The organism is Algoriphagus lacus (assembly GCF_003583985.1).
Classification (GTDB): domain Bacteria; phylum Bacteroidota; class Bacteroidia; order Cytophagales; family Cyclobacteriaceae; genus Algoriphagus; species Algoriphagus lacus.
Genome location: NZ_QXML01000001.1, coordinates 547,917 through 567,312, shown reverse-complemented (window position 1 = coordinate 567,312; position 19,396 = coordinate 547,917). Strand labels below are relative to the sequence as shown.

Below are 19,396 nucleotides of genomic sequence, written 5' to 3'. Positions count from 1 at the left end.
AAAGCCCGGAAAACTGTTCCAGGCTTAGGTTAATTCGCAAATTAAGTGTTATTCAACTGTCACGGACTTGGCCAAATTTCTTGGCTGATCCACATTACAGCCTCTCATGACTGCTATGTGATAAGAAAGCAACTGCAACGGTACTACTGCCACTAAGGGAGTGAATGCCTCGTGGGTTTCAGGGATTTCAATCACGTGATCTGCCATAGCTTTTACTTGGGTATCGCCCTCCGTTACTACAGCGATTACTTTACCTTTTCTGGCCTTTACCTCCTGAATATTGCTGACCACCTTTTCATAACTGCTATCCTGGGTTGCAATGAAAATCACCGGCATTTCTTCATCGATCAATGCAATAGGACCGTGTTTCATTTCAGCTGCCGGATAGCCTTCTGCATGGATGTAACTGATTTCTTTGAGCTTCAAAGCTCCTTCCAAAGCTACCGGGAAATTGTATCCTCTTCCCAAATACAAGGCATTTCTCACGTCTTTGTATTCCGAGGCGATGTACTTGATCTGATCGTTAGTCAGGAGGGCCTTTTCGACCTTGGCAGGAATTGCCGCCAATTCATGCAACAACTGGATGTATTTGCTCTCTGGCAAAGTGCCACGTTGATAGCCCAACTTAAGCGCCATCATGGCCAAAACGGAAATTTGTGCAGTAAATGCTTTGGTGGAAGCTACTCCAATTTCAGGTCCTGCGTGGGTATACGACCCTGCATGAGTAGCCCTGGGAATAGACGAACCGACCACATTACAAACTCCAAAGATTGTGGCGCCTTTGGACTTCGCCAGTTCAATCGCTGCTAAAGTATCGGCAGTTTCTCCAGATTGGGAAATGGCAATCACAAAGTCTTTTTCATTGATAACCGGATTTCGGTATCGGAATTCAGAAGCGTATTCCACCTCAACTGGTACTCGTGCAAATTCTTCGAACAGGTATTCTGCAACCAAACCGGCATGCCAGGAAGTCCCGCAAGCGGTGATGATAATCCGTTCTGCATTTTGGAATTTATTCATGTAATCCCTCAATCCTCCAAGGACCAATCGACCGGATTTGGCATCCAATCGGCCTCTCAGACAGTCTGCAATGGATTTAGGCTGTTCGTAGATTTCTTTGAGCATGAAGTGCTCGTATCCACCTTTTTCGATCGCCTCCAATTCCATTTCAAGCTGATTGATGTATGGATTGGTTTCTACGTTTTCAATGGTTTTTACATTTAGTTTTCCATCGCGGATCACTGCGATTTCATAGTCATCCAGATAGACCACTTTGTTAGTGTATTCAATGATTGGAGTAGCATCTGAGGCCAAAAAATATTCATCTTCGCCAACACCAATAACCAACGGAGAACCCTTTCTCGCTGCAATCAGCGTGTCTGGCTCTTCCATATTGATCAACACAATGGCATAAGCCCCAACCACCTTATGCAGGGCCAATCGAAGAGCTTCCTCCAAGGAACAGTGGTTATGGACATAGATGTCTTCGATGAACTTTACAAAAACCTCCGTGTCAGTATCGCTTTGAAAGGTGTATCCTTTTTGGAGGAGATCTTTTTTCAGAACCTCATAGTTTTCGATGATTCCATTGTGAATCATGGCAAACTTCTCAGAGGCAGAGTAATGCGGGTGGGCATTTACATCGTTTGGTTCACCATGAGTCGCCCAACGGGTATGGCCGATGCCAATTTTAGATTTTAGATCTCCGTTGGATTCAAGGTACTTTTCCAGTTCGGAGACTTTTCCTTTCTTTTTGTAAATACTCAGGCCATTGTTATCCAAAAGAGCTACACCAGCAGAGTCATATCCTCGGTATTCAAGTCTTCTGAGGCCTTTAAGAATGATGGGCAAGGCTTCCTGCTGCCCCACATAAGCTACAATTCCACACATAAATAAAAATTCTTAAAAGTTGGTTAGTACTTCCACAAAGAAACACCTTTCGTGCCAAAAAAAATAATCCACTTTTCTAAAAACGAAAAGTGGATTAGTATGACTTCTTCGAAATCGATTGAATTTACCTTGATTTCGAATAGAGGACTTTTACAGTGATTTTATTTTTATTTACTACAAATTGCCGAAGTGATTTTTTGAAATCATCTCCAGTCTGTGGAGTTGACGCGTATAGTAACCAATCTTGGCGCTGAAGTTGGCCGCGGTAAATCGCATTCACATGGGAAGTAATACCGGCTCTGTATTCATTTTCTTCAGTACCATATCTCAAAATCGCCGCAGTGGCATAGGTATTATTCGGCACCTCATCCCCATTGTTATCTTCGATTACCTGAGGCTGCCCATCCCCTTGGACATATAGCGGTACTTGGTTGATTGTACTGGTAACAGGCTCATTACGCTGATCTGCAAAAATCATCACCATACCTGTAATCGGGGTATTTGTTGAATCCTGAGCCTCTATTTCGCCCATGACAAAATTGATCTGATTGAAAGTAACCCCGGTTAACGTGTCCAGAAACTCATCAATCGGACTGGTATCAATTTTCATAGCCATCGCCATAGTTGATTTCATTCCTACCAAAGAACCAACATCATAGGATTTTCCATATTCCGTGACGTTTTGAGTAGGTGTGCCTGATCGATCTGACTTGATTCCGTTGAAACTCCTTGAGGAAAAAGTCGTGATGTCATATCGTTTGGAAACGGTATCCCCTTCGTAATGGAAAAACACAGAAATACCAGTATTCCCACCTAGCGATACACCAATTGTTGCGTCATCACCTTCTTTCGCCTTTACGGCAACTCCGGGCAAATATCTTCTAAAATTAAAGAGATTGTCAAATTCATTCCCCCTCTTAAGTTTTCCAAAAAGTTCCTCCCGAAAAACTTCCGAGACCGGGAGTCTCAATACGGTGTCTCTGATGTCTTTGAAAGTGAACGACACCTCTGCAATCGGAGACGCTTCATAGGTAAGCTCATCAAAATTGTAATAGAGCGTATCCAGAAGTGGTTCGGACAACTTGTGCACGGTATACTTTTTCGGCTTATCCAGATTGGATCCATTAACACTAACTACGTCTAGATTAAAAAACATGGAGTCCAGAATAGCTGTAGACAAGGGTCGATCCTTTGTTACGTCAATATACAATCTACTATAACCTGTACCTTCGGTTTTCCCAAAGAAGGGATCAGTCTCATTGCCTACTACTAAAACACCGGAGTTGACTGTGTTAAATGAATCCAACAAAACCACTTGGGCATCAAGATTAAACTCTTTGTAAAAAACCCCAATTTGGTTATTTCCAGGAGCTAACTCGAGACCGACGGATGCCGGATCGCTGCATGAACTGATAAAAGGAATAGAAAGTAAGGCCAAAAAGGCCAGTTTAGCCCGCAAGGCTGGTATAAATGCCATAAAGCTCGTCATGAGCTTGCTGCTCTTCTTCAATACTGATTTCAAAATTTTTGTCTTTTGAGAAATCCTCAATGAGTTGGTTTAGTTCTGCAGAGACTTCTGAGCCTTTTACCACCATGTCGGCATATTCCATTCCGATCTTGATAAAGCCAGCAAAGTCTTTGCTTTTCAAAGATGCCAAAATAGTGTCATCGATATCCACCATCTTAACCTTGTTTAACAAATCGTCGCCAAAGGTATGCGAAAATCCATTGTTATAGATCGCAAAGACGGTTTTAGTGTCTTTAAAAAGTGGCTCGTTTTTGTAAGTCGTTTTGAGGTACATCGGAATGAGCGAGGTCATCCAATCGTTGCAATGCACGATATCTGGAGCCCATCCTAATTTCTTTACAGTTTCAATCACCCCTTTGCAGAAGAAAATTGCGCGCTCATCATTGTCTTCGTAGAATTTCTGCTGCTTGTCATGAAATACATGCTTTCGCTGGAAATAATCCTCATTGTCGATAAAGTAAACCTGAAGCTTTGCATTTGGAATTGAGGCCACCTTAATAATAAGCGGCTTCTCCTCGTCGCCTACCGCGATATTGATTCCTGAGAGTCTGACTACTTCATGCAATCGGTTCTTTCGCTCGTTGATCAGTCCAAATCTCGGCACCAATATTCGAATCTCCATACCACGCTCTTGCATAGCTTGGGGAAGAGATCGTAAGAAATTGGCTACTTCTGAAGTTTGTAAGAAAGGGTTGATTTCACTGGCAACGTAGAGGATACGTAGTTTGGACATGCTTAGGAGATTTTAATGATCGTGATAAACAACGGCACAAAGATAAATAAAAAAAGCCTATCAGCATTGTATTTCTGGATATTAATATACTTTTGCCGCAATTTACCCGAAATACTGCCCTCCCGTGAAGGTAATCCGAACCGGAGCCGAATGGAACCCCCTCTGGCTCAAACACCTCCAAAATACCCATCAAATTGGATTTGTGCCCACCATGGGAGCGCTTCATGAAGGACATTTGGATTTGGTGAAAAAGTCCATCTCACAGACTGACGTGACGGTTGTTTCAATTTTTGTAAATCCAACTCAGTTTAACAATCCGGAAGATTTTGCGAAATACCCTGTAACAGTGGATGCTGATCTGGAAAAGCTAGCAAAAGCAGGTGTTGATTATGTTTTTCTTCCTTCTGTGGATGCCATATATCCGACGGAAACCCATCTTAAATTTGATTTTGGTGATTTGGAACGAGTGCTTGAAGGACAATTCCGGCCTGGCCATTTCAACGGAGTAGGTATTGTGGTATCCAAACTCTTTCACCTGATTCGCCCTCATGTTGCTTTTTTTGGCCAAAAAGACCTGCAGCAAGTAGGTATCATCAAACGACTGGTTCGTGATCTTTCCTTCGACCTTTCCTTGGAGATCGTTCCCACCCGACGAGAAGCTGACGGATTGGCCATGTCCTCCAGAAACATGCGACTCAAACCAGAGGAAAGAAAGCAAGCATTGATTCTTTTTCAAAGTTTGGAAAAAGCAAAATCCGATCTTTTGACTGGCAAAAACTGGTTGGAAATCAGGAATCAAATTGAAGTCGCATTTCAAAAAACACCATTGGCCAAACTCGAATACTTCGAATTGATCCATCCCGAATCTTTTCAATCCTATTCCCAATTTGACCCAAATGGAAAATCTTCGATCTGCGTGGCAGCTTTTATTGGCGAAATCCGTTTGATCGACAACATGCCCGTAATTCCTTAATTTCGCGGCCGAAAAAACTAAACCAATGCAAATCCAAGTTTTAAAGTCTAAAATCCACCGGGTAAAAATTACCCAAGCGGAACTCCATTATGTCGGATCAATTACTATTGACGAAGACTTAATGGATGCTGCCCAACTCATCGAAAACGAGAAAGTCCAAGTAGTTAACGTCAACAATGGCGAAAGACTCGAGACGTATGTAATAAAAGGCGAACGGGGCAGTGGCCAGGTATGCCTCAATGGCCCAGCTGCGAGAAAAGCAGCAGTAGGTGATATCGTAATTATTATTTCATATGCGGGAATGGAACTGGAGGAAGCAAAAAAATACAAACCGGTTCTTATCTTTCCCGACGAGAGAAATAAGTTAATCTAATGCTCAACCCAAGAATCAAACAAGGAGTCCAGGTTGCAACCTCACTGGTGATTGCGATCTGGATTTTTTGGTTTTTATACAAGGACATTGAGATTGAAAGTCTGCTGACTCAGCTTAGATCTTCAAACTGGTTTTGGATTCTATTTTCTTTGGGCATAGCGCTTTTTGGATTTTGGTTGAGAGGTTGGAGATGGGCCTTGCTCATCAATGAAGAGGAAGGAAGTAAAGTAACCGCAAACCGTGCCTACCACGCGGTCATGGTGGGATATCTGGCTAATTTATTGGTGCCGAGAGCCGGTGAGGTAGCGAGATGCGGTGTGCTCTCCAGAACAAACGGAATCTCGATCGGTCACCTTCTCGGTACGGTTATTTTGGAGCGAAGTATTGATTTACTTTTCCTTATTGGGACCATATTCCTTGCTTTCCTGATCGAAAATCAACTTTTCCTTTCCTTGGCAGTTCAATTGGTAGATCTGGATGGTATAGGTGAAAAGCTGCTGAGAAACCTCCCCATTTTAATAGGAGGATTAGCCGTGTTTTTGATTTTTGTTTATTATTTATTCAAAAAATTTCGGAATCACGGCCTGGTTAATAAACTCCAGAATTTTGGACGCCAACTTGTATCAGGATTAAAAAGTATCTCCACACTTAAAAATCCTTTCGGCTTTTGGGCAAGTTCAATTTTGATTTGGGTCATTTACTTTATGACTATGTACACCGTGTCCCTTGGGATCCAAAGTACTGCCAACTTGACACCTGGACAAGTTCTTTTGGTGATGGTTATGGGAAGTATTGGCATGGTTGCGCCCGTCCAGGGGGGAATTGGTACCTTTCACGCATTGGTGGCTTACATTTTGATCCAGTTTGGAGTATCAGAACCTGACGGGAAAATTTTCGCAGCAATCATTCACGGAACCCAGGTAATCTTGGTCCTTCTTGCAGGATTGATCAGTTGGGTTATCATGACGAGAATTCCTGCTTGGATTAAACCTGACAAACAATAACTTCGTATTCAAACCCAATTAAACAATTTAATAAAACATGATTATACTAATCGTCGTCGTATTTGCAATTCTTGGATTTGTGGTCAGCAGCAAATTGAAAAGCAAATTCAAAAAGTATTCTCAAACAGCTCTTCAAGCTAACCTCTCCGGTGCGGAGATCGCAAAACTGATGCTGGCAGACCATAATATCCATGATGTACAGGTTGTTTGTGTGGAAGGTCAGCTGACCGACCATTACAACCCAATGAACAAAACCGTGAATCTTTCCCCTGATGTATTTTACGGTCGAAATGCAGCTGCTACCGCGGTAGCCGCTCACGAATGTGGTCACGCAGTTCAGCACGCAACAGCTTACACTTGGCTAAAGATGCGTTCAGCGATGGTACCTGTACAGAATATTTCAGGTAAAATCCTAAATGTGGTATTGATCGCCTCATTGTTTGGAGGATTTGCACTTGGACTTCCCTACCCTGTCATCGGATATATAGTAGTAGGCTCATACTCAGTAATGACCTTGTTCACTCTGGTGACCTTACCAGTTGAATTTGACGCTTCGAACAGAGCATTGGCTTGGGTTCAAAGCCGAAACATTGTTACTCGTCCGGAATATGACATGTCTAAAGACGCCTTGCATTGGGCAGCAATGACTTATGTAGTTGCGGCATTGGCTTCATTGGCGACATTAGCCTATTACATTTTTGTGTTCTTCGGCAATCGCGATTGATCCAGATCAAAATAAAATTCGGAAAGGGGCAAGTTTTTGCCCCTTTTCTTTTTTTGGGCTATATTTTCTCGCAGAATTTAAACCCAAAAATTTTACTACCTCTATGAATTTTCAATTGACAGAAGAGCATTTGGCCGTACAGGAAGCAGCAAGAGAATTTGCTCAGTCGGAATTGCTTCCCGGTGTGATTGAACGGGATACCGAAGCCAAGTTTCCCTACGAACAAATCAAGAAGATGGGAGAGTTAGGTTTCATGGGGATGATGGTGGACCCCAAATACAATGGAGGCGGAATGGACACCATTTCCTATGCGATTGCCATGGAAGAATTGTCGAAAATCGATGCCTCTGCTTCAGTATCCATGTCAGTCAACAATTCCCTGGTTTGCTGGGGATTGGAGAAATATGGAACTGAAGAACAAAAACAAAAGTACCTGACCCGATTGGCAAGCGGAGAAGTACTTGGGGCTTTTTGCCTTTCTGAACCCGAAGCTGGATCGGATGCCACCTCACAAAAAACCTCAGCGGAGCTTCACGGTGACCATTACCTCTTGAATGGCACAAAAAACTGGATTACCAATGGTTCTTCGGCTAGTATTTACCTGGTAATCGCCCAGACTGATGCGAGCAAAGGGCACAAAGGAATCTCTGTATTTATAGTGGAAAAAGGATGGGAGGGTTTTATCATCGGGAAAAAAGAGGATAAACTGGGAATCAGAGGTTCGGATACCCACTCCCTGATGTTCACAGATGTAAAAGTTCCTGTGGAAAATCGAATCGGAGCAGAAGGATTTGGATTCACCTATGCAATGGAAACTCTGAATGGCGGAAGGATCGGAATTGCTGCTCAGGCCTTAGGAATTGCTTCAGGTGCTTATGAATTAGCTTTAGCCTATTCCAAAGAGAGAAAAGCTTTTGGGAAGCCAATCAGTCAACACCAGGCCATCCAGTTTAAACTTGCCGACATGGCAACTCAAATCGAAGCTGCGCGACTTCTAGTCTATAAAGCGGCCTGGCTAAAAGATCAGGGAGAGGATTATGCCCACGCCTCTGCAATGGCAAAACTGTACGCATCCGAGGTGGCCATGGGTGTAACTGTGGAGGCGGTTCAGGTACATGGTGGCTACGGATATGTCAAAGAATACCATGTGGAAAGACTCATGCGCGATGCCAAAATCACCCAGATTTATGAAGGCACTTCGGAAATTCAGCGAATCGTAATTTCCAGAGCATTGCTCAAATAGGTTAACGAATTCGATTAACAGGGTATAATTGCAAAAAATTATACCCTTTTTTTATTTTCAATAGAACTATTATCAAATATTCCTGTTTCCCCTTAGGAAAAGTTATATTTTTACATCTTTATTTTTAATTGCAATTATGGATTATTACAACAAAGTCATTGAGTCCGTCCACGTACGTTTTTTGAAAGGGAATAATTTCAAGATTGAAAAGCCTGTGACCGTTCTCAATTATGAGGAAAACGAGAACAGCTTGATATTACTTCATCATGGCACTTTGAAGTTTGGCGAGGATCAGGAATTGGTCAATGAGGGAGAGGTGCTTTTTATTCCAAAAGCTCAAAAAACTCAAATCACTTTCGGGACTGGCTCCAAAAAAAATGAGATGGAAATGGAAGTTTTCGCAGAAAATAAGCGAAAACACCTTCAGAGCATCAGTTTCAAGGACATCAAAATCACCGAAGAAGATTGCATTTCTCTGATTCAGTTTGAATCCAAGGTTTTTGATGTAGTCAATTTTTTCAATTCGCTGGATATTCCTCCTTTTATCATCCGCTTCAATGACCGGATCGCTGCCTTGGTGGAAGACATCATTAAAGAACTGGAAGGGAGTAATGTTGGCAAAGAACGCTCCCTGAAGGCACAAACGGAGGTTTTGGTCATTGAACTTCTAAGACACATTCTGAAAAACAGACTGTTTACGGAAGAACTTTCCACCAATTCAACCTATTTCAAAGATCCACGTCTCATTGACCTGTTTAATTTCATCAAATCAAATATCGGAGGAGACTTGTCCAATAAAGTATTGGCCAAAGTTGCTAATGTCTCTGAAGACTATGTTGGGCAATATTTCAAAATGCTCACTGGAATTAATCCACAGGACTACATCGAGTACCAACGCATGGAAGCAGCTGTCGAATTGCTTCGCACGACCAAAAAATCAATCCGGGATATCGGTAAAGAAGTCGGCTACAAAGATACAGCCTATTTTTGCCGTCGTTTCAAAATGATGTATGGAGTCCCTGCAGGGAAAATGCGACGAAGGGAATCTCTAATTAACGTTCAGGGATAAATTAAAAACAGACTTTAAATGAAGGACCTCGGCCAAAAAACCGGGGTCTTTTTCGATGGAGTTTCCTAAGACAATCAAATCCGCACCTGCTTCGAATGCGGTTTTCACTCTTTCAGAACTGGTCAATCCCCCACCAACAATCAGGGGGCATTTGACAGCTACTTTAACCTCAGAAATTACCTTTTTGCTCACCGGAGTAGCAGCACCACTACCGGCATCCAAATAAAAAAACCTCATTCCGAGAAATTTCCCAGCCAGAGCTGTCGACTTTACAAATTCAAAATCTTCATTGGAAAGCGGTAAGGTTTGGCTTGAAGAATGGACACTCAGTAATTCTCCATCATTAACGAGAATATATCCTGTAGGTAAAACCTCCAAACCCAAAGACTCCACCTCAGATGCTGCCTGCACTTGATGGGAAATCAAAAACTCCGGATTCCTGCCGGAAATTAAAGACATAAATAAAATAGCATCCGCTTTCCCGGACAACTGAAGATGGGAACCTGGGAAAATACAAATTGGAATTGTCCCCGAGATTTTCTTCAGAGATTGAACTACTCGTTCAAAATTTTGAGAAGTGGATCCGCTTCCTCCAACAAGGATTAAATCCAAACCAGAATCTTTGACCCAAGTGAATTTATCAAAATCCAATTCTTTTTCTGGGTCTACGAGCCATGCAATTCCCTTTTCCCCGCATTTTGAAAGGGACTTTAAAAGTTTACTTACTTTTTTCACCTTCATTTACCTCAGCAGGAGAAGTAAAAATCTCATTGTAGATTTTGTCCTTAGCCAATGCCAAACCCAAAATCACCAATCTCTGAGTAAGATTTGGCCAAAAGGTTGATCGTTTGGATTTAGTCAATCGCTTTTTGATGTCATCATTGAGAAGTCCTTCTTTCTCCAGAACCTCAAGTGCTTTATCAGTAGTCTTTTCCTTCTTTTTTCGGGTTGCTTTCACTATTCCATAAGCAAGCAAAGCTCCAACCGCTACCACTGCCCCTACTTTCAACCAGTCCTCGGAATCTTTCTTGAGCAATTCCAGCTGCTTTGCCAAGGTTTGCTCCAATTCTTCGGACTTCTTTTCGAGTTCTTTACTCATCTTCTTTGTTGTTTTTGATTTGGAATATAAAATCCTTGAGCACAGCAGAAAGCTTCTCCTGGATTTTGAGCGAATCCCGGCTGAGGAATAAAACCAAGACCACCAAAAAATACATCAGCGCCACAATCAAAAATCCCAGGTAAGGGCTCTTGGTCACTTGGCTAAGGAAAAAGGCAAGGGAAAGAGACAAAAACAGGAAAACCAACAACAGCATGCTTCCAATTATGATCAGCAAAATCAGTCGGGACAAAATTCCTACAAATTCATCCTGTATTTCCTGTTTGACTAACCCAATCCGGGTCTCTATAATGCCTTTGATCGTTTGGACGATTTCGCCGATTTTCAACATAATTCTGGGTCTTTTTAGCCTAGTTTCCCCTCTTAATTCTGATCGAATATACTTCAAAACTAAGGAGCAAAAAAATCAGGCTAGGTGTCAACTTTCACCTTCCTGATAAAACTTATATCGCAATACGAGCTCCAGAGCCATCAAAATCGCCTGATTGACCGGGTATTGATTGGACAGCGACTCATCCACATCTTTGAGGCGAGTATAAAACGCTGTTGCCATGGGAATTTCCAAATCTGAATTGATCCTGGAGGATGCGATTTTATAGTTTTCAGCCTTTTGTTCTTTTAGGATTTTACAGGTAATCAGTTCTTTTTGACCGTGTTTGTTCTTTCGGGCCGAGGCTCCAAAAAGCCGGCAGATCAGGCCTCTATTTGCATAATTTCCACAAAACCCTTTAGTCACATCCTCCTTTTGCGAACGGTAAACAATGCAATTTCCCGATTTTTCTTCCTGAGACAATTGATTGGCAATTTCCTCGGCAATTCCCTTTTCATAAAGATCAAAAGCCAATGGCAAAAACTCGAGCGGAGAGGCGGGGACCTCCGGATTTGCGCAGCAAAATCCGCAACCTGAAATACATCCCATGCCTGCTTCAGTATGAAACTGCCGCGACTCATCCTCCAGTTCCTGAAACACAGCTTTTACAGCTTCGGATTTTTCGAAAAGATTCATGTTCATTTATTTCTAAAGCAAAATTAGCCTATGTGGACCCCAATAAATTCCGACATCAAACCATTTTTTCTAATTGATTTTCAACATGTTAAAATTGAATTCGCCTTTTAGACCATCATTTGCATTTGAGAATCGTTTTTTTGAAGGATTAAATGGATGGAACATGAGCAATTTGGAAGACAAAAAAGGAGAGGAACGGATTCGTCAGGCCTTTAAGGAACGCGACTGGAGCGAAATCAGAAGTGAGGATAGCTGGGCCATTTTTAAAGTAATGTCGGAATTTGTCGAAGGCTACGAGAAACTGGCTAAAATCGGTCCCTGTGTTTCAATTTTTGGTTCGGCACGGACTCCAAGGGACCATGAATACTATAAAATGGCCGAGGAAATCGCCGCTAAACTTGTACGCCATGGGTATGGTGTCATTACAGGTGGCGGACCGGGAATTATGGAGGCAGGTAACAAAGGCGCCTATTCCGAAGGAGGAAAATCAGTGGGTTTGAATATTGTTTTGCCCTTTGAACAGTTTAATAATATTTATGTCGACCGGGATAAATTGATCACGTTTGACTATTTCTTTGTCCGCAAAGTAATGTTCATCCGCTATGCCCAGGGATTTGTGGTATTGCCCGGTGGATTTGGAACGCTTGACGAGTTTTTTGAAGCCCTTACACTGATTCAAACCAATAAAATCGCGCGATTCCCAATTGTCTTGGTGGGCAAATCTTATTGGGAGGGATTGGTGGATTGGATCAAAAAAACGTTACTCGCCGAACACAGCTATATCAAAGAAGAAGATCTGGAATTGTTCACCGTTGTTGATAATGCCACTGAAGCGGTAAAGGCAATTGATGATTTCTACGGAAAATATTTACTGAGTCCCAACTTTTAATCCAAAAACCGGGTATCCAGAAAATCAAAAAGCCATCTTCTTGGATGGCTTTTTGATTGTTATGCGATCTTATGCAGGTAAATCAACCCACTTTTAATCTAAGTTCACCTTGTCTCTTGAAGACCTTCAGCTCAAAATATTGATTGATAAATGCCTTGCAGTGGTTTTCAGACCATTCAGCTCTTGATTCGGTATCGTATAGTAGCGTCATTCTCAGCATGGTTTTGACATACTGCTCATGCTGACCCAATTCCTGAACCCAACTAATCAAAGCTGCTTCCCAATCTTCCTTGAACTTATCAAAATGGGTACGGCCATCAAAAAGAAGCTCCAACTGATTGTCCCCGTTTTTGTAGCGATAGATTCCGCAAAGCTGCCGGTATATCATTCTGACCCGATCAGTGGGAAAATCAAAAGTGTCCAGAATCCTTGCATAAGTCTGATCCATTAACCGAAGTGGATTGTAGAGGTAGGTATAGGATCTTTTCAGTTCATAAATCATCTGATCAATCAATTCCTCCTCCAATACAAACTGTGCTTGTCGGAGGATGTAATTTTTGTCCAGAGGGAAAAGCTTATCGATCATGCAGTTATCTGAGTTGGACAAAAATACAATTAAATGAGATTAGTTGTGAATTGACAAATAGGAAATAGATTCTTTGGCTTTCTTTTCCAAAGCTTTTTAGCACACATTCTTTCAAAAAAATCAATTTAATCCCAAAATGATCCTTTCGCTTCCTAACTAGAAACAGGAGTCTTTTTTGATCAAAAATTACCAATCTGCCGGACGTCTTGCCTGGTAGGCCGCCATTTGATCCAGCAAATCCACCGGATCATCCGATATAATCAGCATCTCTTCCTGCTCAGGATAAAGGAATCCGGATTCCATGGCATGATTCAAAAAATCTATCAACTTATCAAAGTATCCATTTACATTGTACAAGGCCAAAGGCTTTTGTATATAGTGAAGCTGATTCAGCGTCATGATTTCAAAAAGCTCCTCCAGCGTCCCGATTCCTCCCGGCATTGCGATAAAACCGTCCCCGCGCTCAGCCATCAACCACTTGCGATCCCTCATCGTCTCAACGATAATCAGCTCGGTACATCCTTGATGAGCCACCTCACGATCAACCAGCTTTTGAGGAATAATGCCAAGAACTTCCTTCCCCGCAGCCAGCATTTCATCAGCGATGACACCCATCAGGCCTACCCGGCCAGCACCATACACCAAAGAATGATCTCGCTTGATCATCTCCTGAACCAATGCTCGGGCGCCCGCCTCAAAGACTCCGCTATTCCCTTTCTTTGAACCGCAATAGATGGTAATTTTTTTCATCTGTATAAATTTTTCTTTTCAGCTGCGAGATTGAATCTCGCTTGGTTGATTAGTATCAATCTTTGAGACGTGATTGTCCTGCTCCATTTTATACCGACGAAAATACATGATTTTGACCAAACTGATTCCCGCCAAGAATTCAGGAGGGAATTGAATGTCTTCGATTCAAAATCCCCGACCTTTACATGACTAAGTTCATGAATTAATTGAAAATGAAAATCTGCTTTGCAACCAATAACCTTAAGAAAATCGAAGAGGTAAAAGCCTCTTTGGGATCTGAATTTGAAATTGTTTCCCTTCAGCAAATCGGATGTTACGAGGAACTGCCAGAAACAGGTGATACACTCGATCACAATGCCTTTCAGAAAGCCAGATTTGTTAAAGAGAATTTCGGCGTGGATTGCTTTGCTGATGATACCGGACTTGAGGTAGAAGCTCTAAATGGTGCCCCGGGTGTCTATTCGGGTAGATTTGCCGGAGAGCCAAGAAGCGATGTCCGAAATATTGATTTGCTTTTGAAAAAAATGAAAGGCGAAAGCAATCGTAAAGCCCGATTCCGAACCGTGATCGCTTTGATTTTGGAAGGACAGGAATATGAATTTGAAGGAATAGCGGAAGGGGAAATTTTAGATCAAAAAATCGGTGAAGGAGGGTTTGGGTACGATCCGGTTTTCAGGCCTAAGGGATTTGAAAAGACGTTTGCAGAACTGACCTTGACAGAGAAAAACCAAATCAGCCATCGTGGGAAAGCGGTAAAAAACCTGATTTCTTTTCTTCGCAATAGAAAATTCTGAGATCACACCTTAAATGATTTAACTTTGCCCTCCATGAAATCGAGCGTGTAAGAAATGACACTCACTGTTTCTTTATTTTCAAAGCAAGATTCCACCTGGCCTCTTAAAACAACTTAATAACAGATGAAAAAACCCTTCATCGTCGGAATCACTGGAGGATCAGCCTCAGGGAAAACCTTGTTTTTGGAGCGCTTGCTCAGCAGCTTTGATCCCGGAGAAGTTTGCCTTATTTCTCAGGACAACTATTACAAGCCCCGGCATATGCAGCCGGTAGACGCTCAGGGAATTCACAATTTTGACACCCCGCATAGCATCGATTTTGAGCAATACGCTGCCGATATCCGAAAAATTCAAGACGGTGAAACTGTCCTCAGAGAAGAATATACCTTCAACAACTCCTCAAAAAAACCAAAAATGCTCACCTTCGCCTCTGCGCCAGTCGTGGTGGTTGAGGGAATTTTTGTCCTTTATTATCCTGAGCTCGCGGAACTTCTCGATTTGAAAATATTTATTGATGCCAAAGACCATATCAAGCTTAAGCGACGGATCATCCGCGACAAGGTAGAGCGAGGCTATGATTTGGATGATGTGCTGTATCGCTACGAGATGCATGTGATGCCGACCTATGAAAAGTACATCAAACCTTTCAAAAACGAGGCAGACCTGATTGTTCCCAATAATTCCAATTTTGATCGGGCATTAGACGTGATTAGAACTTATCTGAGAGCTAAATCCGGGAAGTAATTCAAAAAAAATTACCTGAAAAGCTGGAATTTCAAATAATGCCTATATTTGCCGCGCATGAAAAACTCGACAATCCATAGCAAACTATTCCAACAGCGCTTTACGGTGGTGATGGCATTGCTGTTTTGTCTGTTTATTTCCAGTGTGGAATACATGCCTCAGCAGGGTGAAATCGCCAAAACTGAGCAGAGTTCCGAAAATCCGGATCAGACATTTTTGAATGTTGCAGTGGATGCAGTGGTGCCTTTTGTGGTCCATGTGGCAGATACTGTATTCTATCTGATCCATCACGTTTTCAGTTTCGAATTCCAATTACCTACACTTCAGGCCGTTTCGGCATTCTACCCCAATCAGCTGGTTGAGATTCTTTTTGAGCGGATTATTTCCACTAAGGGTCCCTGATTTTAATTTTTCTTTTGTAAAAATTACTTCCCTAACCTTCTCAGGTTAGTCCATTATCCTGTATTTCATAATCAATCAAATATCCAATTCGTATGCAAAACAAAGGTGTCATTGTGTTTTTGACAGTGATTGTTACAGCGCTCTGTCTGTACTATCTGTCATTCACATTAGTATCCAATGGTGTCCAGCAGAAAGCAACCGAGTATGCTACTGACGCCGCCGGCAATGTTGACTTTGCCAAAAAAAGAGCTTATCTGGACTCGGTCTGGAGAGAGCCGGTTTATAATTTCCTGGGTGCTGATTTCACCTATCAGGAAATCAAGGAAACCGAACTAGGTCTGGGTCTTGACCTTCAGGGTGGTATGCACGTGACATTGGAAGTATCTCCGGTGGAAATCGTGAAAGGTATTGCAGGCAATCCAAAAGATGAGGCTTTCAATAAATCGGTAGATGAAGCCCGAGAAGCAGCCAAAACGTCTGACACTAAATTTGTCGACCTATTTTATACGGCTTGGCAGCGCAACAATCCGGGGAAAAACCTGAGTACCATTTTCGCAACGGCTGCAAATAGAGGCAGAATTTCCTTGGAATCTTCCGACTCAGAAATTCTTGAAATCATAGACACCGAAGTAGAAAACGCGATTGAGCGTTCTTTCAACATTCTAAGAACTCGTATCGACCGTTTTGGTACTTCTCAGCCAAACATTCAGCGAATCGCTGGTTCAGGAAGAATTCAGATTGAGCTTCCGGGAGCTGATAATCAGGAACGTGTTCGTAACCTTTTGCAAGGCGTAGCCAAGCTTCAGTTCTGGGAAGTATTGGAGCTTAACGAATACGGAGGAGCCATTGAAGCCATCAACACAACCTGGGTGGCGGATCAGAAAGGCGGCTCTAGTACTGCCGAAGCTGATACCACAGCGACCGATTCTCTTACTTCCGAAGATTCATTGAGAAATGCCCTTGAAAAGCAATTGGAGGCAATTGACCCTTTGAAGCAATCAAATGATGTATCTCCTCTGATCGCATTGATGAAGGCCAACTATGGCTTGGTATACGATGTAAAAGATACCGTTGCCATCAACCGAATCATCAAAAACGAGCGCTACAAGTCTTTCCTGCCTAGAGATCTCAAATTACTTTGGGGAGTAAAACCAACCGTAGCTGAAGACGGAAGCGAAGTGCTTGAACTTTATGCCATCAAAACTACCCGCGGTTCTGACCAAGCTCCTTTGGAAGGGGACGTGGTAACAGATGCTCGTCAGACTTTGGATCAAACTTCCCGACCTGCGGTGTCTATGCAAATGAATGCAGAAGGTGCCAGAAAATGGAGAAATCTAACGGCTGAAAACACCGGCAGAAGGATCGCTGTAGTGCTTGACGACTATGTGTACACTGCCCCTGTGGTAAATGGCGAAATTCCTAACGGCCAGTCTGAAATCTCCGGTAACTTCACTTTGTTGGAAGCTCAGGATTTGGCAAACATCCTGAAATCAGGCTCACTTCCTGCTCCAACTCAGATTGTGGAAGAAAGCATCATCGGCCCAACTTTGGGTAAAGAAGCACAGGCACAGGGTATCTTCTCTATGATTGCAGGCTTGGCATTAACAATGCTTTTCATGATTGCCTATTATGCCAAAGGTGGTCTGGTAGCGGTAGTTGCTTTGATTTTCAACATTTTCTTCATCCTAGGTATCTTGGCTCAGTTGGGTACAGCGTTGACCTTGCCGGGTATCGCTGGTATTGTATTGACCATGGGTATGTCGATTGATGCCAACGTATTGATCTTTGAGCGTATCCGCGAGGAACTTAAAAACGGGATTGGTCTTTTGGCGGCAATCAACACCGGATACAGCAAAGCATTTTCGGCGATTATTGACGGAAACGTGACTACCTTCTTAGTAGGCGCAATCCTTTTTGCCTTGGGACAGGGGCCTGTGAAAGGCTTCGCCATCGTCTTGATGATCGGTATTGCGTGTTCTTTCTTCTCGGCTGTATTTATCACCCGAGTAATCATCTACTGGATGACCATGAAAAAGGGAGACAAGAGCACCATCAATTTCTCCACTCCACTTACCGGAAAATTGTTGGAAGGATTGAACATCGACTTCCTCGGAAAGAGAAAAGTAGCCTACCTGATTTCTACTTCCATCATCCTAGTAGGTCTGGCAATCGGAGCCGTAAACGGACTCAAATTCGGAGTGGACTTTACCGGAGGCCGATCTTACATTGTGGCATTCAATGAGGCAGTGGTTCCTTCAGACCTGAAAGTAGGCTTGGACAATGAATTTGAAGGATCAGTAGAAGTGAAAACCTACGGATCAAACAACACCCTGAAGGTTACCACTTCTTACTTGATCAATGAGGATGATGATGCTTCCAACAAAGCCGTTGAAGCAAAAGTGAAGGAAGGTATTGCAACAGTTACCGGATTTACCTTTGTGGAAAATCCTGAACAAGTAGGTGCAGGCCAATTCTCCATCACCGGATCCTCCAAAGTAGGTGCCACCGTCGCTGACGACATCAAGGCATCCTCTGCAGAAGCCATGATCGCTGCCTTGGTTGGAATCTTCTTGTATATCCTGTTGAGATTCCGAAACTGGAGATTCTCCCTTGCTTCCATCATTGCCTTGATCCATGATACGTTGTTTGTAATCGCTGCCTTTGCCATCGGGAATCTGTTGGGCGCCAACTTTGAAATCGACCAGGTATTCATCGCAGCGGTATTGACCGTGATCGGTTACTCCATCAACGATACCGTGATCGTATTTGACCGTATCCGTGAAAATATCGAAAACCGAGGTACACATAAATTGGTCAAAGTATTCAATGACGCAATCAACCAGACGCTGAGCCGTACACTGATCACTTCCTTTACTACCTTGATTGTGGTGATTGTATTGTTGTTCTTTGGCGGTGAAGTATTGAGAGGATTCTCTTTCGCCCTGTTTGTGGGTATCACCGTAGGTACATACTCTTCGATTTACATCGCTACTCCGATTGTAGTGGATTTGATGAAAAATGAATTGGAGAATGCGGGAACCCCAGCTCCAAAGGATACCAAAAAAGTAGCTTAATCGATTTGTTTCTTAATTACGCTTAGGAGCGGGAGAAATCCCGCTCCTTTTTTTGTCCTAAAAAATTTAAAAACCAGTATCTTTTCAATTCAAATAGAATTTTTAACAGACAAACTTTTAGTGCACAACACATGAAAATCAGCAAAGCCGACTTCGAACAAATGAAAGCGAAGTATGATCAGGAAGTAAAGAAAGGAAAGCCTGCCAAAGGCAAAAAGGGAGACATTGTTGATCAGACCGATTGGATATTTTTTGACCGAAAGACCCTCGAAGAAATCCTGGCCGATCCCAATGCCGGAGGGATCAAGTTTTATTTTACAGAGTATACTGAAGAGGTCGCCAAAAAGCTTCACCCTGAAAATCCCGATGAATATGTAGGTCGGATAAATCTGGTTATGACTGCCTCGGTCGATGGACAAGGTGAAATCTTAGATGCAAGCGGTGATTCCAGTTATTACAACCGTGGCAAACTTTGTCCTCCCACCTGTGAATAAATA

General features: G+C 42.6%; 21 protein-coding genes. 12 read left to right on the top strand and 9 right to left on the bottom strand.

Annotated elements, in window-relative coordinates; genetic code table 11:
• Positions 1-48: 48 nt before the first annotated feature.
• The 3 genes from glmS to D0X99_RS02325 all read right to left on the bottom strand — a co-directional run bounded on the left by glmS (position 49) and on the right by D0X99_RS02325 (position 4,151).
• A complete protein-coding gene (gene glmS, locus D0X99_RS02335; RefSeq protein WP_119476022.1) occupies positions 49-1,890 on the bottom strand; it encodes a glutamine--fructose-6-phosphate transaminase (isomerizing) in 1,842 nt (613 codons plus the stop codon).
• A 124-nt stretch (positions 1,891-2,014) separates the two neighbouring features.
• Positions 2,015-3,367 carry a DUF4270 family protein gene (locus tag D0X99_RS02330; RefSeq protein ID WP_158587667.1) on the bottom strand — a complete coding sequence of 451 codons (1,353 nt, stop codon included), beginning with the start codon at positions 3,365-3,367 and terminating at the stop codon, positions 2,015-2,017.
• Entirely contained in the window at positions 3,339-4,151 is an 813-nt protein-coding gene (locus D0X99_RS02325; protein ID WP_119476020.1) for a glycogen/starch synthase, read from the bottom strand. The genes D0X99_RS02330 and D0X99_RS02325 overlap by 29 nt, the downstream gene beginning before the upstream one ends.
• 124 nt (positions 4,152-4,275) lie before the next feature.
• Here D0X99_RS02325 and panC point away from each other — a divergent pair, with 124 nt between their 5' ends.
• The 6 genes from panC (at position 4,276) to D0X99_RS02295 (ending at position 9,537) form a co-directional block, all read left to right on the top strand.
• On the top strand, positions 4,276-5,124 hold the full coding sequence (gene panC / locus D0X99_RS02320; protein ID WP_119476019.1) for a pantoate--beta-alanine ligase: 849 nt from the start codon (positions 4,276-4,278) through the stop codon (positions 5,122-5,124).
• A gap of 25 nt (positions 5,125-5,149) precedes the next feature.
• Complete coding sequence (panD, locus tag D0X99_RS02315; RefSeq protein WP_119476018.1) at positions 5,150-5,497, top strand: aspartate 1-decarboxylase; 348 nt, start codon at positions 5,150-5,152, stop codon at positions 5,495-5,497.
• A complete protein-coding gene (locus D0X99_RS02310) occupies positions 5,497-6,501 on the top strand; it encodes a lysylphosphatidylglycerol synthase transmembrane domain-containing protein (RefSeq protein WP_119476017.1) in 1,005 nt (334 codons plus the stop codon). Before panD ends, D0X99_RS02310 begins: the two co-directional genes overlap by 1 nt.
• Positions 6,502-6,538: 37 nt before the next feature.
• Entirely contained in the window at positions 6,539-7,225 is a 687-nt protein-coding gene (locus D0X99_RS02305; RefSeq protein WP_119476016.1) for a zinc metallopeptidase, read from the top strand.
• A gap of 103 nt (positions 7,226-7,328) precedes the next feature.
• Entirely contained in the window at positions 7,329-8,468 is a 1,140-nt protein-coding gene (locus D0X99_RS02300; protein ID WP_119476015.1) for an acyl-CoA dehydrogenase, read from the top strand.
• Positions 8,469-8,604: 136 nt separating this feature from the next.
• A complete protein-coding gene (locus D0X99_RS02295) occupies positions 8,605-9,537 on the top strand; it encodes an AraC family transcriptional regulator (RefSeq protein ID WP_119476014.1) in 933 nt (310 codons plus the stop codon).
• Here D0X99_RS02295 and D0X99_RS02290 read toward each other — a convergent pair.
• The 4 genes from D0X99_RS02290 to D0X99_RS02275 form a co-directional block, all read right to left on the bottom strand.
• Complete coding sequence (locus D0X99_RS02290) at positions 9,517-10,278, bottom strand: phosphoglycerol geranylgeranyltransferase (protein WP_233553629.1); 762 nt, start codon at positions 10,276-10,278, stop codon at positions 9,517-9,519. The two genes, D0X99_RS02295 and D0X99_RS02290, sit on opposite strands and share 21 nt — an antisense overlap.
• Positions 10,256-10,636 carry a hypothetical protein gene (locus D0X99_RS02285; RefSeq protein ID WP_119476013.1) on the bottom strand — a complete coding sequence of 127 codons (381 nt, stop codon included), beginning with the start codon at positions 10,634-10,636 and terminating at the stop codon, positions 10,256-10,258. The genes D0X99_RS02290 and D0X99_RS02285 overlap by 23 nt, the downstream gene beginning before the upstream one ends.
• Positions 10,629-10,985 (bottom strand): phage holin family protein, encoded by a 357-nt coding sequence (locus D0X99_RS02280; RefSeq protein ID WP_119476012.1) that lies wholly within the window; start codon positions 10,983-10,985, stop codon positions 10,629-10,631. The genes D0X99_RS02285 and D0X99_RS02280 overlap by 8 nt, the downstream gene beginning before the upstream one ends.
• 87 nt (positions 10,986-11,072) lie before the next feature.
• Positions 11,073-11,660 carry a YkgJ family cysteine cluster protein gene (locus D0X99_RS02275; protein ID WP_119476011.1) on the bottom strand — a complete coding sequence of 196 codons (588 nt, stop codon included), beginning with the start codon at positions 11,658-11,660 and terminating at the stop codon, positions 11,073-11,075.
• Positions 11,661-11,823: 163 nt separating this feature from the next.
• On the opposite strand from D0X99_RS02275, the gene D0X99_RS02270 reads away from it, so the two are divergent.
• Positions 11,824-12,549, top strand: a complete 726-nt coding sequence (locus tag D0X99_RS02270; protein ID WP_119476389.1) for an LOG family protein — start codon at positions 11,824-11,826, stop codon at positions 12,547-12,549.
• Positions 12,550-12,631: 82 nt separating this feature from the next.
• Here the strand turns inward: D0X99_RS02270 and D0X99_RS02265 are convergent, their stop codons facing one another.
• Both D0X99_RS02265 and D0X99_RS02260 read right to left on the bottom strand, forming a co-directional pair.
• The gene (locus D0X99_RS02265) at positions 12,632-13,135 is read right to left on the bottom strand and encodes a hypothetical protein (RefSeq protein WP_119476010.1); all 504 of its coding nucleotides are present in this window, start codon (positions 13,133-13,135) and stop codon (positions 12,632-12,634) included.
• Positions 13,136-13,321: 186 nt separating this feature from the next.
• Positions 13,322-13,885, bottom strand: coding sequence for an LOG family protein (locus tag D0X99_RS02260; protein ID WP_119476009.1), 564 nt, complete (start codon positions 13,883-13,885; stop codon positions 13,322-13,324).
• A gap of 212 nt (positions 13,886-14,097) precedes the next feature.
• Between D0X99_RS02260 and D0X99_RS02255 the strand changes: the two genes are divergently transcribed.
• From D0X99_RS02255 to D0X99_RS02235, 5 genes are all read left to right on the top strand, one after another.
• Positions 14,098-14,679: a non-canonical purine NTP diphosphatase gene (locus tag D0X99_RS02255; protein WP_119476008.1), complete on the top strand. Its 582-nt coding sequence runs from the start codon at positions 14,098-14,100 to the stop codon at positions 14,677-14,679.
• 123 nt (positions 14,680-14,802) lie between these two features.
• Positions 14,803-15,423, top strand: a complete 621-nt coding sequence (locus D0X99_RS02250; RefSeq protein ID WP_119476007.1) for a uridine kinase family protein — start codon at positions 14,803-14,805, stop codon at positions 15,421-15,423.
• 57 nt (positions 15,424-15,480) lie between these two features.
• The gene (locus D0X99_RS02245; RefSeq protein WP_119476006.1) at positions 15,481-15,825 is read left to right on the top strand and encodes a hypothetical protein; all 345 of its coding nucleotides are present in this window, start codon (positions 15,481-15,483) and stop codon (positions 15,823-15,825) included.
• A gap of 92 nt (positions 15,826-15,917) precedes the next feature.
• Positions 15,918-18,899, top strand: a complete 2,982-nt coding sequence (gene secDF, locus D0X99_RS02240; RefSeq protein WP_119476005.1) for a protein translocase subunit SecDF — start codon at positions 15,918-15,920, stop codon at positions 18,897-18,899.
• Positions 18,900-19,030: 131 nt separating this feature from the next.
• Positions 19,031-19,393 (top strand): molecular chaperone DnaK, encoded by a 363-nt coding sequence (locus D0X99_RS02235; protein ID WP_119476004.1) that lies wholly within the window; start codon positions 19,031-19,033, stop codon positions 19,391-19,393.
• The last annotated feature ends 3 nt before the right edge of the window (positions 19,394-19,396 follow it).

What these genes read in the sequence shown, in the direction of transcription:
- D0X99_RS02265 (WP_119476010.1), bottom strand. Translation starts at nt 13,135, where the DNA reads ATGATCGATAAGCTTTTCCCTCTGGACAAAAATTACATCCTCCGACAA.
- D0X99_RS02270 (WP_119476389.1), top strand. Translation starts at nt 11,824, where the DNA reads ATGAGCAATTTGGAAGACAAAAAAGGAGAGGAACGGATTCGTCAGGCC.
- D0X99_RS02260 (WP_119476009.1), bottom strand. Translation starts at nt 13,885, where the DNA reads ATGAAAAAAATTACCATCTATTGCGGTTCAAAGAAAGGGAATAGCGGA.
- secDF (WP_119476005.1), top strand. Translation starts at nt 15,918, where the DNA reads ATGCAAAACAAAGGTGTCATTGTGTTTTTGACAGTGATTGTTACAGCG.
- D0X99_RS02250 (WP_119476007.1), top strand. Translation starts at nt 14,803, where the DNA reads ATGAAAAAACCCTTCATCGTCGGAATCACTGGAGGATCAGCCTCAGGG.
- D0X99_RS02290 (WP_233553629.1), bottom strand. Translation starts at nt 10,278, where the DNA reads ATGAAGGTGAAAAAAGTAAGTAAACTTTTAAAGTCCCTTTCAAAATGC.
- D0X99_RS02280 (WP_119476012.1), bottom strand. Translation starts at nt 10,985, where the DNA reads ATGTTGAAAATCGGCGAAATCGTCCAAACGATCAAAGGCATTATAGAG.
- D0X99_RS02310 (WP_119476017.1), top strand. Translation starts at nt 5,497, where the DNA reads ATGCTCAACCCAAGAATCAAACAAGGAGTCCAGGTTGCAACCTCACTG.
- D0X99_RS02235 (WP_119476004.1), top strand. Translation starts at nt 19,031, where the DNA reads ATGAAAATCAGCAAAGCCGACTTCGAACAAATGAAAGCGAAGTATGAT.
- D0X99_RS02255 (WP_119476008.1), top strand. Translation starts at nt 14,098, where the DNA reads ATGAAAATCTGCTTTGCAACCAATAACCTTAAGAAAATCGAAGAGGTA.
- glmS (WP_119476022.1), bottom strand. Translation starts at nt 1,890, where the DNA reads ATGTGTGGAATTGTAGCTTATGTGGGGCAGCAGGAAGCCTTGCCCATC.
- D0X99_RS02305 (WP_119476016.1), top strand. Translation starts at nt 6,539, where the DNA reads ATGATTATACTAATCGTCGTCGTATTTGCAATTCTTGGATTTGTGGTC.
- D0X99_RS02285 (WP_119476013.1), bottom strand. Translation starts at nt 10,636, where the DNA reads ATGAGTAAAGAACTCGAAAAGAAGTCCGAAGAATTGGAGCAAACCTTG.
- panD (WP_119476018.1), top strand. Translation starts at nt 5,150, where the DNA reads ATGCAAATCCAAGTTTTAAAGTCTAAAATCCACCGGGTAAAAATTACC.
- D0X99_RS02330 (WP_158587667.1), bottom strand. Translation starts at nt 3,367, where the DNA reads ATGGCATTTATACCAGCCTTGCGGGCTAAACTGGCCTTTTTGGCCTTA.
- D0X99_RS02275 (WP_119476011.1), bottom strand. Translation starts at nt 11,660, where the DNA reads ATGAATCTTTTCGAAAAATCCGAAGCTGTAAAAGCTGTGTTTCAGGAA.
- D0X99_RS02245 (WP_119476006.1), top strand. Translation starts at nt 15,481, where the DNA reads ATGAAAAACTCGACAATCCATAGCAAACTATTCCAACAGCGCTTTACG.
- D0X99_RS02300 (WP_119476015.1), top strand. Translation starts at nt 7,329, where the DNA reads ATGAATTTTCAATTGACAGAAGAGCATTTGGCCGTACAGGAAGCAGCA.
- D0X99_RS02325 (WP_119476020.1), bottom strand. Translation starts at nt 4,151, where the DNA reads ATGTCCAAACTACGTATCCTCTACGTTGCCAGTGAAATCAACCCTTTC.
- D0X99_RS02295 (WP_119476014.1), top strand. Translation starts at nt 8,605, where the DNA reads ATGGATTATTACAACAAAGTCATTGAGTCCGTCCACGTACGTTTTTTG.